General features: G+C 68.0%; 19 protein-coding genes. 18 read left to right on the top strand and 1 reads right to left on the bottom strand.

Annotated elements, in window-relative coordinates; all coding sequences use genetic code 11:
* Positions 1-2 precede the first annotated feature (2 nt).
* Positions 3-422: an NUDIX hydrolase gene (locus ACWDEW_RS05035; RefSeq protein WP_450509714.1), complete on the bottom strand. Its 420-nt coding sequence runs from the start codon at positions 420-422 to the stop codon at positions 3-5.
* Between the two features lie 204 nt (positions 423-626).
* Here ACWDEW_RS05035 and ACWDEW_RS05030 point away from each other — a divergent pair, with 204 nt between their 5' ends.
* From ACWDEW_RS05030 to ACWDEW_RS04945, 18 genes are all read left to right on the top strand, one after another.
* Entirely contained in the window at positions 627-1,391 is a 765-nt protein-coding gene (locus ACWDEW_RS05030; protein ID WP_450509712.1) for a TauD/TfdA family dioxygenase, read from the top strand.
* On the top strand, positions 1,391-1,861 hold the full coding sequence (locus ACWDEW_RS05025) for an ATP-binding protein (RefSeq protein ID WP_450509710.1): 471 nt from the start codon (positions 1,391-1,393) through the stop codon (positions 1,859-1,861). Before ACWDEW_RS05030 ends, ACWDEW_RS05025 begins: the two co-directional genes overlap by 1 nt.
* A complete protein-coding gene (locus ACWDEW_RS05020; protein WP_450509709.1) occupies positions 1,861-2,259 on the top strand; it encodes a DUF6415 family natural product biosynthesis protein in 399 nt (132 codons plus the stop codon). The genes ACWDEW_RS05025 and ACWDEW_RS05020 overlap by 1 nt, the downstream gene beginning before the upstream one ends.
* Positions 2,256-2,963, top strand: coding sequence for a hypothetical protein (locus ACWDEW_RS05015; RefSeq protein WP_401948298.1), 708 nt, complete (start codon positions 2,256-2,258; stop codon positions 2,961-2,963). Before ACWDEW_RS05020 ends, ACWDEW_RS05015 begins: the two co-directional genes overlap by 4 nt.
* 37 nt (positions 2,964-3,000) lie before the next feature.
* Positions 3,001-3,516 (top strand): NUDIX domain-containing protein, encoded by a 516-nt coding sequence (locus ACWDEW_RS05010; RefSeq protein WP_450509707.1) that lies wholly within the window; start codon positions 3,001-3,003, stop codon positions 3,514-3,516.
* A gap of 158 nt (positions 3,517-3,674) precedes the next feature.
* Positions 3,675-3,851, top strand: coding sequence for a hypothetical protein (locus ACWDEW_RS05005; RefSeq protein WP_450509706.1), 177 nt, complete (start codon positions 3,675-3,677; stop codon positions 3,849-3,851).
* Between the two features lie 245 nt (positions 3,852-4,096).
* The gene (locus ACWDEW_RS05000) at positions 4,097-5,119 is read left to right on the top strand and encodes a thymidylate synthase (protein WP_450509704.1); all 1,023 of its coding nucleotides are present in this window, start codon (positions 4,097-4,099) and stop codon (positions 5,117-5,119) included.
* Complete coding sequence (locus tag ACWDEW_RS04995; protein WP_450509702.1) at positions 5,077-6,246, top strand: nucleoside-diphosphate kinase; 1,170 nt, start codon at positions 5,077-5,079, stop codon at positions 6,244-6,246. The genes ACWDEW_RS05000 and ACWDEW_RS04995 overlap by 43 nt, the downstream gene beginning before the upstream one ends.
* Entirely contained in the window at positions 6,182-7,375 is a 1,194-nt protein-coding gene (locus tag ACWDEW_RS04990) for a radical SAM protein (RefSeq protein WP_450509700.1), read from the top strand. The genes ACWDEW_RS04995 and ACWDEW_RS04990 overlap by 65 nt, the downstream gene beginning before the upstream one ends.
* Positions 7,372-7,977, top strand: coding sequence for a 3'-5' exonuclease (locus ACWDEW_RS04985; protein WP_450509698.1), 606 nt, complete (start codon positions 7,372-7,374; stop codon positions 7,975-7,977). Before ACWDEW_RS04990 ends, ACWDEW_RS04985 begins: the two co-directional genes overlap by 4 nt.
* Entirely contained in the window at positions 7,974-8,570 is a 597-nt protein-coding gene (locus ACWDEW_RS04980) for an AAA family ATPase (RefSeq protein ID WP_450509697.1), read from the top strand. Before ACWDEW_RS04985 ends, ACWDEW_RS04980 begins: the two co-directional genes overlap by 4 nt.
* Positions 8,567-9,343 (top strand): aldo/keto reductase, encoded by a 777-nt coding sequence (locus ACWDEW_RS04975; protein WP_450509695.1) that lies wholly within the window; start codon positions 8,567-8,569, stop codon positions 9,341-9,343. The genes ACWDEW_RS04980 and ACWDEW_RS04975 overlap by 4 nt, the downstream gene beginning before the upstream one ends.
* A gap of 170 nt (positions 9,344-9,513) precedes the next feature.
* The gene (locus ACWDEW_RS04970) at positions 9,514-9,906 is read left to right on the top strand and encodes a hypothetical protein (protein ID WP_450509693.1); all 393 of its coding nucleotides are present in this window, start codon (positions 9,514-9,516) and stop codon (positions 9,904-9,906) included.
* Positions 9,907-9,954: 48 nt separating this feature from the next.
* A complete protein-coding gene (locus tag ACWDEW_RS04965; protein WP_450509692.1) occupies positions 9,955-10,332 on the top strand; it encodes a hypothetical protein in 378 nt (125 codons plus the stop codon).
* Positions 10,322-10,753: a DUF6093 family protein gene (locus tag ACWDEW_RS04960; protein WP_450509690.1), complete on the top strand. Its 432-nt coding sequence runs from the start codon at positions 10,322-10,324 to the stop codon at positions 10,751-10,753. The genes ACWDEW_RS04965 and ACWDEW_RS04960 overlap by 11 nt, the downstream gene beginning before the upstream one ends.
* A complete protein-coding gene (locus ACWDEW_RS04955; protein WP_450509686.1) occupies positions 10,753-11,181 on the top strand; it encodes an HK97 gp10 family phage protein in 429 nt (142 codons plus the stop codon). Before ACWDEW_RS04960 ends, ACWDEW_RS04955 begins: the two co-directional genes overlap by 1 nt.
* Positions 11,178-11,621 carry a hypothetical protein gene (locus ACWDEW_RS04950; protein WP_450509684.1) on the top strand — a complete coding sequence of 148 codons (444 nt, stop codon included), beginning with the start codon at positions 11,178-11,180 and terminating at the stop codon, positions 11,619-11,621. Before ACWDEW_RS04955 ends, ACWDEW_RS04950 begins: the two co-directional genes overlap by 4 nt.
* 125 nt (positions 11,622-11,746) lie before the next feature.
* A complete protein-coding gene (locus ACWDEW_RS04945; RefSeq protein WP_450509682.1) occupies positions 11,747-12,421 on the top strand; it encodes a phage tail tube protein in 675 nt (224 codons plus the stop codon).
* Position 12,422 lies beyond the last annotated feature (1 nt).

Here is a 12,422-nt window from a genome sequence, read left to right as displayed (position 1 = left end):
CGTCACATCCGTGCGTACCAGGCGGCGATGGACTGCTTGTATCCGTCCGGCATCGTCAGGCCGGGCACTTCGTCAGCGGTGAACATGCCGAGCTGCTTGTGCTCGTGACTCACCACGGGGGTCTTGTCCGGGGTATGGACGACGCAGCCGTAGGTGACGATCACGACTCGCCGGTCCGGCATGGCCACGGGCAGGGGCTGGTAGATCCACACATCCAGGAGAGGACCGGCCTTGACCGCCCAGCCGGTCTCCTCCTCGATCTCTCTCTCCACTGTGAACTCTGGTGTGGCATCGGAGAGTTCGAGTCGTCCTCCGGGCAGTTCCCACTCCTCGCGTTCGTTCTTCAGCAGCAGTACGCGTCGCTGACCGTCCACGGCGACGCCCTTGACGGAGACGGGCCAGGTGGGGGGCGTGTACGCCATCTCTCTCCTCGGATTGCACGTACGGCCGGGGGCGATCGGAACGTAGCACGTGGCCTGTGGCGCGAGTTGGGCGTGGGTGAAATGCCCGAGTCGACAATCTGTCGCTTTACCGCCGGTCCGGCGGCGCCGAACAGTGGGACCAATCCGCCGCAGCCAAGGAGATCCGTGATGCGCCGAGTTCAGCAGCCGTACACCGATGTCTTCATGCGCAACCGTGTCGACCTGGCCGCGCCTGGGGCCGAGAAGAAGATCGCGGGGCTGCTGCGGGACACGGGCCTGGTCACTGTCGACGGTCTCGATTCGCGCGCTGCCGTGCTCGCCTTCGCGACTCGGACCATGAATTTGGTGCCGCACCGCGACAGCGACTCGGACGGGCTCACCACCATCCGCGACACCGGCCGTCATGCGCATCGGACGGGATTCGCCGGGCTCGGCAACGGCCCGCTTGATCCGCACACCGAACGCTCCGGCACCCCCAATCCGCCCCGCCTGATGCTCCTCGTGTGCGGACAAGCTGCCGCCACGGGTGGGGAATGCCTGCTCACCGACGGACAGGCCATGCACTCCGACCTCTTCGCCGGCGAACAGGAGGCGGGGGCTGCGCTGGCACAAGCGCGCACCGCCTTCTTCGGGGCCGGAGACGGCCATGCCACGCAGGTGTTCACCGTCCACGGCGATCGGCGGGTGTCCGTGCGCCTGCGGTTCGACAAGCTGGCGCGCTGGAACCCGATAGTTCAGCCCTACCTCCCGCAACTGCGAGCTGCAGCCGGACGCCATCAGGTCTGCCTCGCCCTGGCACCCGGCCAGGGATACCTGCTCGACAACGAACGCTGGCTTCACGCGCGACGCGCCTTCACCGGAGATCGGCTCTTCTGGCGCGCCCTTGGACAGCCCCTGTTTCCCATGCGCCGAGGGTTCGCGCCGGCCCCCGCCTCGGGCCGTACACCCATGCTTTCGGAGGCGGGGTGATGACGGAGCGAGCCCAGCCGCTCGCTGCCGGAGCGATGACATCCCGTACGCCCGTCGCCGCTGCCATCGAGACCTGGGATCAAGCGGGCGAGGGTGGCTTCAAGGTCGACTTCCATCCGGCTGAACGCCGGATTGGGCAGATGAGACGGATCACCAGGGATCAACTGCGCAGCTGGGACCTGGTGATGCTGACCGACGACGCCACGCTCGTCGTCTCCGAGTTGGTCACCAACGCCGTCAAGCACGGCGAGGGACAACCGGTCCGGCTCAAGGTGCTGCACTCCGCCTACGAACTGCGCATCGAAGTGACCGACGGAACCTCTACTCCGGCCCGACTGCGTTCTGCGGGCATGGCCGACGAGAACGGCCGCGGCCTGCTACTTGTCGCCGCCGTCGCGAAGGAGTGGGGGGTCAGCACCGACGGCACCATGACGTGGTGCTCTCTCGCGATCCCCGGCGGGAGGTCGTGATGGTCGCAGTGTCGGCTGATGTCGCCGTACGGCTGCTGGGCCCGCGAACCTCCAACGATCACGAGACGTTGGGCGTGGTCCTCTTCGGCCTGCGCCGCTCGCTCGCCGGCGAGGCGATCGGCGAGCAGCTGTACGAGGACCTTGAGGCCGTACTCGGCGAGCACGCCCACCCTGACCTGCATCTGGTCGCGGCCATCGCCGCGCGCTTCCGGGAGGCGACCACCACGTTCGTGGAGATCGTTCCCTACCTCGTGCAGCCGTACCCGGTCGACGAGGTTCGGCGCCTCATCTACCTGAGCGCCAATCACCCCCACCCCGGTGACGCACCGGGCCATCTCCGGCGGTTCGCCCTGGCCATCCTCGCGCTTCTCGACCTGATGGGAGATACCGCCTCATGACGCGCGCCACGTCGAGGGAGCTCAACTCCCTGACCAGCACGCACGCCCCGACCAGTTGCCTCGTGCCGTACATCACCGCACGCCAAGGCGAACAGCCCGACTCGCTGTCGAACCTAGGACTGCGGCCCGGCGGCAAGGGTCTGTTCTACCTGAACGAAGGACCGGGCGATCGGGACGAGCGGGGCGTGCTCTGGGCACGCTGCTCCCAGTCCCGCCACGGCAACGACGTCGTTGGGACACCGCGGTGGCGGGACGTGCACCCTTCGCGACAGCGGGAGTGCATGGAAGGGCTGCGGTGCCAGGTTTGCGTGCAGCAGCCCAGCCACACCCAGCTCGGCTACCTGTTCCTGGCCGCGCAGCACGAGGCCGGCTCCACGGATGGCTGGGAAGGGTGCCTCACGGCTCAGCCGCCTCTGTGTCTGGAACACGCGAAGGCCGCCGTCGAGCAGTGCGGACACCTCGTGCGGGCCGGAACCGTCGCGCTCCGGGCCAGGGTGCCGCGGCTGCACGGAGTGATCGGGGCGCTCTACCGCGCCGGTGCCGACGGACGCCCCGAGCCCGTCGAGTTCGACGGCAAGTTGGCACAAACCCCGCTGCCGTACAGGCATCGGCAGTTGACCCCGTGGTTCCTGGCCTCGCAACTCGTGCGCGAGCTACGAGGCGTCACCGTCGTCGATCTGGACGACCTGGTTTCTGCCGCTTAGAAGAAGCGGCTCCGAAAACGCTGACCAGAGGAGAGGCATGCATAAAGACACTGACTTCACGAATCCGCCCCGTCGTCGTACGGGGGCACTCGCCATCATCCGGGACGAGGCCGGGGCGGTGCTCATGGTGCAGAAGGGCTACAGGGACGGAGCCTTTGGACTGCCCGGCGGTTGCGCGAACGGGGACGAGGCACCGCACCTGGCTTGCGCGCGGGAGGTGCGCGAGGAAACGGGTCTGATCATCACGCCAGGACGGTTCCTCGCGGTGGATTACGTTCCACGCAACGAGGAGACCGGGGCGACAGAGGGACTGAACCTCGTCTACGACCTCGGCACAGTGCCGAGCGACACCCAGATCGTCCTACCCGAAGCGGCCCCTGGTGAACAGCCGGAACTGATCGGGTATCGGTTCGTACTTCTCCACCAACTGGGCGAAGTGGCCGGGGCGCACACCGAGCGGCGCATTCGAGCCGCGGTCGCGGTACTGGAAGACCCGTCCCTGCACCCCGCGTATCTCGTGGAAGGCCGACCGGTCCCAGCCGACGCGTCATGAACTTCTGTCCCCTGTCCGCGAAGACCCGGGGGCCCGCCCAGGGCGGAAGACCTGCCACAGGGGACGGGCTGCCAAGACTCCATCCCGACCGTCCCCTTGAGACGGCCGGCGGCCGGAGCGATCCCCGATGAGAACCGAGCAGAAAAAGAGTGCAACGCGTGACGAGTAACAAGAAGTCCACGGTCAGAGCCGCGATGGCCCAGATCCAGCGGGACACCAAGGACAACCCCCACCCGAAGTCGACGAGCACCCAAGGGGCTCTCTCGGACCGACACGTCCGCACTCACACACCCGACAGCCTCTACGGCGACGACGACGCAACCACTACCGAGTAACCGGTAACCGGAAACCGCACCACCGCTGACCACGACGGTGCAACAGAGGGCTGACGCCGGCGCCGTCAAGTTCGTCGACGCTGCCGGCCTCGGCCAGGTCGACGCGTTGCCCGCCGCGTGGGCAGGCCCGGCTCCTGCCTCCCCGTGCACAGCAGCCCTGTTCCTATCCGCTGCCGCGCGTGGGTTCAACTCCCTTTCATCGAGCCCCACTTGGCACATTTCGTTCTCACGACCTGGAGAGTGCTTTGCTCACAGCACCGATCTTCGACAGCGTCGAAGGTGCCTACATCGCTCTGCTGCGACTCACAACCGAGCAGCCAGAGCACCGGATTGACGCACGCGGCAACGCCGCCCGTGAAGTGATCGGGGTCAGTTTCCGACTCACGGATCCCCGTCAGCGTCTCCCGTATCTGGCCGAGCGCCGGGCGAATCCGGTGTTTCAGTTCGCCGAGGCTCTGTGGTACCTCGCCGGCCGCCGGGACCTGGAGATGATCGGCTACTACTCGACGTCCATGCATGCCAGCAGCGCCGACGGCATCCGCCTCGGCGGGTCCGCCTACGGGCACACGCTGTTCAGCCCGATCCGCGGCGGCCGGTCCCAGTTCGACCAGGTTGTGAAGCTGCTGCTCAACGAGACCGACAGCAAACGCGGCTACCTGCCGGTGTTCGCGGCGAAGGAACTCGCCGACCTCGACAACCCCGACGTCGCGTGCCTGGCGGGCCTGCACCTGCTCTTGCGCGATGGGCGGCTGCACATGGTGTGCAACATGCGGGCGAACGACCTTGACTGCGGCCTGCTGTCCGACGTCTTCTCCTTCACGATGATCCACGAGTACGCCGCGATCCAACTCGGCCTGGAGCTGGGGACGTACACGCACACGATCGGGTCCGCCCACGTCAACGACAGCGACGCCGAGCGTGTTGAGCGAGTCCTGGAGGAGGCGGACTCCCGGCCGGCGCCGCCGTCCTTCCCGTTCCCGGCGATGCCGCGGAACACCGAGGGTTCCACCATCGCGGACGTCCTGCACCACGAAGACGTGCTCCGTACGAACCGCCGCCGCTACAGCGCCGAGCACATTGCGGGCCTGGACCTGGATCCGTATTGGCAGCAAGTAGTGCTGCTGTTCGAGCTGTACCGGCAGATCCAGCACGATCGGACCACGGCATTCGACCCGGATGTCCTGGCCGCGCTCGATCCCAACCTGCGCTGGCTCATGGAACGCAAGTGGCCGGTCTGCGCCGCGACTTCGGGTGGCGGTTCCCGGTGAGCGGCAGCCGGCCGATGAGCGGCACGGTGGTCGAGGGCATCGACTTCGACTGCTGGGCGGTCATCCTGTGTAAACCCGACGCCGTAGCGCGTGGTCTGGTCGACCAGATCCTCGGGATGGTCTGTGCAGCGGGTATCGCCGTCTCGGACCGTCTGGACCTGATCGCCGAGCCGTGGCAGGCGCACGTCGTCTACCGGGATCTCCTCGCCGACACCGGGCGACGGAACCTGGCCGATCTGCCGTTCCGGATCGATGCCGCGTTCGCCGGCCGGAAGGTCACCGTGGCGCTCGCGCACGGTGAACCCGGTCTCCATGCCCGGCTGCGCCAGCTCGTCGGGCACACCGATCCGACCCGGGCGCTGGCCGGGACGATCCGCGGTGACCTGGGCGACGACAGCCTCGCGGCCGCTCAGGCGGAGAACCGTCTCATACGCAACCTCGTCCAGACCAGCGACGATGCGGCCAGTGCCCGCCGGGAGTACGGGACTTGGTACGGGCCCGGGCGCCGTCTGCAGATCGCCGACTTCGACCGGTGCTCGGTGATCCTGTGCAAGCCGGATGCCATCGACCGCGACTTGGTAGACGCCATCCTTGAGCGGATCGAGGCTGCGGTCGGTACGGTCGCCAGCCGTCGCGACGTCACCGTGCAGCCGTGGCAGGCCCATGTGCACTACTGGGACCTCCTCGTCGACGCGGACCACTTCCCCGACCGGGACATCCCCGTGTGCCTGGACGACGCCTACGCCGGCAAAGCGGTAACGGTCGCTCTCGCCCACGGGGAGCCAGGCATCCACGACCGCCTGCGTCAGCTGATCGGCCACTTCGACCCACCGCGGGCGGCACCCGGGACGATCCGCGGAGACCTCGGCCACGACAGCCTGGAGCGCGCCCTCGAAGAGCAGCGCCTCGTCCACAACCTCGTGCACACCTCGGACGACGCGGACGCCGCCCGCCGCGACTTCGGCACATGGTTCGGCGCCAACCGCCGCAGCCTGCTCACTGCCCCCATCCCTGCTCAGCCACACCCACCGACCGCTGAACAGCCCGCGCTTGGAGGTCCTGATGACCATCCCCGTCGTACCGCGCCGCCGTCTGCTTCCGCTGCTGACCGTGGAGCAGATCGGTGAGTTGAAGCCCGCGCTCGCCGACGTGATCGAGTACCGCAAGTCGGGGTTGTCGCTGAACCACATCGTCGGCTGCCCGCTGGAGTGCGGCTACTGCGTGCGCCACCTGTTCGACAACTTCGGCATGAAGACGCCCAAGCGCCTGATGAGCGACGAAGCCGCCGTCGCGGCCTTGGTCGGCCACCCGTACTTCCGGCCCCACCGGACACCGATCCAAGTGTTCAACCGGGCCACGGACCCGATGCTGCCGGTCGTCAAGCCGCACCTGTTCGCCGTCTTGCGTGACCTCGACGACCGCGGCCTGACCAACCACGTCCTGGTCATCACCCGGTGGCGCGTGAGCGCCGAGGACTGCGCCGTCCTCAACTCCTACAAGAATCTGCGCCTGACCATTCTGGTGACGCACTCCGGCATCGACGACCCGGCCATCGAACCGGTCAACTCCACCTACGCCGCCGACAGCCTGCGCATGCTCTACGAGCACGCGGACCGCTACCGGACCGTCCTGTACTGGCGGCCGATCGTGCCGGGCCTCAACGACTCCGACGAGCACCTGGAGCGGGCCCGCGAACTGTCCCTGCACGCCCACGCCACCGTGTTCACGGGGCTGTTCTTCCGCGACGAGATCAAGGCCTACTACGAGGCGAACGGCCTGCCGACACCGTACGACGACACGGCCCGCCGCAAGATCATGCCGGAGCTGGCCGAGCAGCGGATCATGGAGGCGTACGCGTCCCGGAGCGAACCCGGCGGTGCCCCGTGGGGGACCTTGTTCCTCAAGACGAGCTGTGGTGTCGCCTACGCGCACGGTGAGGCCGACTACAACGGCCACTTCGGAATCGACGAGCTGTGCCGCATCTGCCCGCCCGCGCAGATCGCCTTGTGTAAAGGGGCTTGGGTCAGGCCGGACCTGGCGGAGGTCACCCGGCAGGCGCGCGCCCTCGGCGCGATCGGCGCCGTTGAGATCAACGAGCGTGCCATCGTCGTGGAGGGACTGGACGAGCCGCCCCGCTACTTCCTCCAGCACGGGTTCGGCTACCAGTGCCACGACCGCGCCAAGCCCCACCTCCACCGCCAGCACGGCCGGGCCCCCATCGGCTGGGAGGCGGAGAACGGACTCACCACACCATGAACTTCGCCTCCTGGCCCGCGCTTCTGGTCGTCGACGTCGAGGGCAACGGCACCAACCCGCCCGACCTCGTTGAGATCGCGGCCCTGCCCGTCCGCGCCGGAATCCCGGACACCACGACGGCCGGAGCATGGCTGATCCGCCCCGAACGGCCGGTCACCCCGCGCGCGGCCGACATCCACGGCCTGACCAACGACGTCCTCGCCGCCCAGCCCGTCTGGGCTCAACTCGCCGACGAGGTGGGCGAGTTCCTCGGCCAGGACTGGATCTGCGCCCACAACGCCCATGTCGACTACCGGGAGTTGCACCGGCACCTCCCCACTTGGAAGCCGGCCGGGGTCATCGACACCCTGCGCCTCGCCAAGGCGACCTACACGGACCTGCCCTCCTACACCCTCGATGCCCTGATCAAGCACGTGGCACCGGACCTGTCGCAAGCCCCGCGAGTCGGAAGGCACCGCGCGACCTACGACGCGTATGTCACCGCCCAGCTCCTGCTCGCCATGGCCGGCCACTACGAGTCCTGGGACCAGTTGATCGCCGCGGCCGTGCCGCCCTCCCTGCCCGGCGCCTCCGAACCAGAAGAGGAACCCACCCTGTGGTGACCACCCACCAGCCCATCCGCATCGGCGTGCTCGGCACCCACTCCACCGGCAAGACCACGCTCTTGAAGCGCATAGAGATGGAACTGCGCGCCGAAGGAATCACCGTGGGCCGCACCGGCCGTCTCGCAAAGCGGGCCGCGGCGGCCGGCCTGCCCAAGATGCAGCACCATACTGCCCGGTCCACCGAGTGGATCATGGTGCAGGGCATTGCCGACGAGATCGCCGCCGTGGCGCAGGGCGCCGAAGTCGTCCTTCTCGACCGTGCTGCCCATGACGCCGTCGCCTACTTCCACGCCGCGCTGGAATACCGCGGTGAGACGGCTCCCCGGACGGAACGCGAACGTCTCCTCACGCTCGCCGCCACCCAACTCCCCAAATACCACCTGCTGTTGGCGACGATCCTCGACGAGAGCGTGCCCGTCGACACCGGCCATGTCTACGACCCGCGCTACCGGCGCCTCGTCGACCATCACGTGCACGAGCTCCTGGACCGCGACGACATCCCCCACCTTCGGGTCCACAGCGACCCCGACAGCCAGGCCCACATCGTCGACGAAGCCGTGCGGAGCTGCCTGAAGGAGGCCCTCGTATGACATCCGCGCTGCCCGGGGGCACCATCACCATCGCCGGGAAATCCGTATCGCGACTGGGCTTCGGCACCATGAGCCTGACCGGCCCCGGAACGTGGGGCGAGCCCTCAGACCGTGAGACCGCGCTCAGCATCCTGCGTCAAGCCGTGAACACGTACGGCATCAGCCACATCGACACCGCCGACGCCTACGGCCCCCACACCGCCGAGCAGTTGATCCGTGACGCGCTCTACCCGTACCCAGAGCACGTGCTGATCGCCACGAAGATCGGCATGGTGCGCCCCGGACCAGGCCAGTGGATGCCCCTCGGCAGCCCCTACTACCTCCGGGCCTGTGCGGAAGCGAGCCTGCGCCGCCTGCGAGTCGAGCGGCTGGAACTGTGCTACCTGCACCGCATCGATCCCGAGGTGGCACTCGACGACCAGATCGCCGTCCTGCAGGCGCTTCAGGACGAGGGCAAGATCGGGCACATCGGCCTGTCCAAGGTCACCCCCGAGGCCATCCATCTGGTGGGCAAGGACCTGACCGTCGCCGCTGTGCAGAACGTCTTCAACACCACCGACCGCTTCGACGACGCGGTAGATGTGTGCGGCGAACTCGGCATTCCGTATGTGGCCTACCGGCCGCTCGACGCCGGTCTCCTCGCCCGTACGAACGGGCCGGCCGCACCCCTGCAATGGCTCCTCGACCACGGCAGCCACATCGCTCCCATTCCCAGCACCAGTCAGCCGAGCCACCTCGAAGAGATCGTGGCTGTTGCGATGGGCGGAGCCTGATGACAACAGCCGTAGCAAGCATGTTGGCCAGCCCAACAGCGAGGTGCGTCGAGCAGCCGTTGATACGTCGGCGAGCGCCCTACGAGAACTGGAGGCCCCCGATCGTCTGGGCCGCGGTCCTCGTACGGGTCGAACCGGAGCACCTACTGTTCAACGACATCGGCCGCGGCATGTTCGTGCTGCCTGGCGCCGCAATCGAGAACGACCGGGAAGCTGAGCGGGCGGCGAGTCACGCCATGAACGGCGTGGAGTACGGCTTGGCGATCCGTCGCCAGGTCGGCATCGACGTGACCCAGATGCGCCGCAGGAAAATCATCGTCCATCTCTTCGCGACGGAATTGCTCACACGCGCTGAAGTCGCTCCGCTTCGCCCGCTGGATCCCCGAGCAGTTCCGTCCGTGCTTCCGGTGTCGAGCTGCCTTACAGACCTGCCCGAGCGGGCTCTTGGGCGGGTGGCTCTCGGGCTGATCGCCTTTCAAACCGGGCTGTTCGTCCGGCTTGAAGGCGGAGTGCTACGAGCCTTTGAGCCTCCGGCCGCGAGCTGTTCGAGGAAACCGGCCTGACCGCTCATCCCGCCCCCGTTGTCCGACAGCTCTCCTAGCGTCGGCTGAATGGATCGGATGAACGACACGGCCGCCGCCCGGCGCGTAGAGATCACTGCGCAGGGCGGTCGGGCCGACATCGAGATCGACGGCACCTCGATCGACCCGAGCGCCATCAAGGCGTACTCCGTCAGCCACTTCGCCGGGGAACGGCCGGAGGTCCTGCTGCACGTGGCGGACCGAGGCGACACCCAGTGGTCAGGGATGGCCCGTGTCACGGTGGCTGACGTGCCTGACCCCGGTCCGGCGGCGGCTGTCTTCCTCGATGCGATCGACCCGGAGGCGCTGGAGCGAGCTGCGCTCACGCGCCCCGACCTCGGCACCGAGCCGTACTCGCTGACGAAGGCGATGCTCACCCAACTCGGGGAGTGGGCGCGTGGCCTTTGACGTAGAGGGTGCCCGACGGGTCGTCGACCGCATCCTGGACGACAAGTTGGAGGCGTGGCGGGACAGTGCGGGCCGTACGGACGACGTGTTGGACGAGGTCACGGGCCAGCTGGTGCAGCCGGTACCGGACGAGGAGTTGGTGTGGGACGGCCTCGGTGCGGTGATGCCGTACGGTCGCCCCGCAATCACGCAGCCGGTCGCGGCATCGGTCACGGTTGAGCCGCCGACCACCGAGTACCAGGCCGTGTTGCCTGTCGATGCGCCCGAGTTGCGGCGCGACGACGTAATCCGGGTTGCTGGGTCCGTCCGGCCCAAGGGGCCCCGTGACCCGCAGTTGGTGGGCCGTCGGTTCCGCGTCTCCGACGAAGCGGTGGGCACCTACAGCGTGGTGCGCATCGTCCGGGTCCAGGCGATCGACTGATGGCCACGGTGAACCCGCACCCCAACGCTCATCCGGACGCGGCCGCGTTCCGTGACCCGATCGCGCTGGCCGCCGCCCTCGCCCGGATGGGCCCGGCCACTCGCGCCCGCACCCGGACGATCACACGGCATCACGCGATGCTGCTGCGTGTTCGTATCCAGCGTAACGCCAGCGGCAGGCCGGGCCCGAACGTGATCACCGGGCACTACCGGGCCTCCTGGGACGTGCGGATGCGTATCGGGGGCGGCGAGGCCAGCGCCGAGGTGTTCTCCGACGCACCGCAGGCGCGACGGCTGGAGTACGGCTTCGTGGGCGTGGACTCGATCGGGCGGCACTACCGGCAACCGCCGTTCCCTCACGTCGAGCCCGCGTTCCGGCAGACCGAACCGGAGTTCATCCAGGCCCTCGCGGACGGGGTACTGCCGTGACCGCCCGACTACCGGTCACCCGTGCGCTGACTGTCCTCGTCGAGCAGACCACCGGACGCCCGTGCGGTGTCGGTGAACTCCCGCGCATCCAGGGCAAGTCCGGCTGGGAGCCCGCCACCGTCCCGTACACGATCCTCGACTCCCTGCCCGCAGAGTTCACGGGTCCGCCCCTGTGGGACTGGCACGCGGATGCGGCCTGGTCGTATCAGGTCACCTCCGTCGGGGAGCGGGCTGATCAGGTCGAGTGGTTGGCCGACCGGGTGCGTGCCGGCCTTGTTGGCCGCGACGACAACGGCTGGGCCTATGACCTGCGCATTCCTCAACTCAGGGTCATCGACCGTGAGTTGACCTATGACTCCGGAGGGGAGCCTTCGGTGTCGGCGGCAGGAGCTATCGTGTCCTACGTACAACGCGTCACGATCACCGTGACGCCAGCCTGAAGACTCTTCAGGTTCCTCACCGCGGAGGCCCGCGCGGACGCTAGGCCCCAGGCCAGGCGACCCCCTTTGAATTCAAGGGGCAGGGCCTCGGTACGGGACGCTGCCCCGGAAGCGGGAGCGGACCTGTGTCCCTGAAGAAGTCCACCCAGACCCGATTCCTTCGGCGCGGTATCTCCAAGATCCTCTGGGCGACGGAGATCAACGACCCGAAGTACCCCAGCCGCCGTGAGATCACGAACGCCTTCGTCCTGACCGACGCCGTCTCGGACATCGAGGGCTGGGCCCTGGAGAACGAGCCGATCGAGACCCCCGACATGGGGAGCACCTTCAACTCGTCGATCCCCGGCAACGACAAGGCCGAGAGCAGCTCGCTGACCTTCTACGAGGACCGGTTTTCCGACGCGATCGAGCAGCAGCTGCCCAAGGGGGCCGAGGGTTACGTGGTCCTGCTGCGCAAGGGTGACCTGCCCGGCTCGCGCTCGGTCGACGTGTTCCCCGTCCAGGTCGCCACACGCGCCGCGACCTACTCCACCGGCAACGAGGCCGCCAAGTTCAAGGTCGACTACACGATCACCGACGAACCGTCGCTCGACCGGCCGGTACCGCCCGCCGCTCACCCGCACCCGCTGCCGGAAGGCGACTGCGACCCCGAGCCCGCACACGACCACGGCGACGACCATGGTCACGGGCATGACCACGGTCACGGTCCGGACGGCGATGAGCGCACGGTGAGCCTGTCCAGCGTCACCACCACGAAGACCGCCGCGACGGTCCGCGAGCACGACAGCGACGAGGGCTGAT

The organism is Streptomyces sp. NPDC001100, from assembly GCF_053598575.1.
Note: the sequence above shows the minus strand (reverse complement) of the source record. Positions and strands in the feature narration are given on the sequence as shown.

Excerpts from the sequence above, each read along its gene's own strand:
- ACWDEW_RS05010 (WP_450509707.1), top strand. The coding sequence starts at position 3,001 with ATGCATAAAGACACTGACTTCACGAATCCGCCCCGTCGTCGTACGGGG.
- ACWDEW_RS04990 (WP_450509700.1), top strand. The coding sequence starts at position 6,182 with ATGACCATCCCCGTCGTACCGCGCCGCCGTCTGCTTCCGCTGCTGACC.
- ACWDEW_RS05015 (WP_401948298.1), top strand. The coding sequence starts at position 2,256 with ATGACGCGCGCCACGTCGAGGGAGCTCAACTCCCTGACCAGCACGCAC.
- ACWDEW_RS05030 (WP_450509712.1), top strand. The coding sequence starts at position 627 with ATGCGCAACCGTGTCGACCTGGCCGCGCCTGGGGCCGAGAAGAAGATC.
- ACWDEW_RS05020 (WP_450509709.1), top strand. The coding sequence starts at position 1,861 with ATGGTCGCAGTGTCGGCTGATGTCGCCGTACGGCTGCTGGGCCCGCGA.
- ACWDEW_RS05035 (WP_450509714.1), bottom strand. The coding sequence starts at position 422 with ATGGCGTACACGCCCCCCACCTGGCCCGTCTCCGTCAAGGGCGTCGCC.
- ACWDEW_RS04975 (WP_450509695.1), top strand. The coding sequence starts at position 8,567 with ATGACATCCGCGCTGCCCGGGGGCACCATCACCATCGCCGGGAAATCC.
- ACWDEW_RS04970 (WP_450509693.1), top strand. The coding sequence starts at position 9,514 with ATGTTCGTGCTGCCTGGCGCCGCAATCGAGAACGACCGGGAAGCTGAG.
- ACWDEW_RS04985 (WP_450509698.1), top strand. The coding sequence starts at position 7,372 with ATGAACTTCGCCTCCTGGCCCGCGCTTCTGGTCGTCGACGTCGAGGGC.
- ACWDEW_RS05025 (WP_450509710.1), top strand. The coding sequence starts at position 1,391 with ATGACGGAGCGAGCCCAGCCGCTCGCTGCCGGAGCGATGACATCCCGT.
- ACWDEW_RS04965 (WP_450509692.1), top strand. The coding sequence starts at position 9,955 with ATGGATCGGATGAACGACACGGCCGCCGCCCGGCGCGTAGAGATCACT.
- ACWDEW_RS04955 (WP_450509686.1), top strand. The coding sequence starts at position 10,753 with ATGGCCACGGTGAACCCGCACCCCAACGCTCATCCGGACGCGGCCGCG.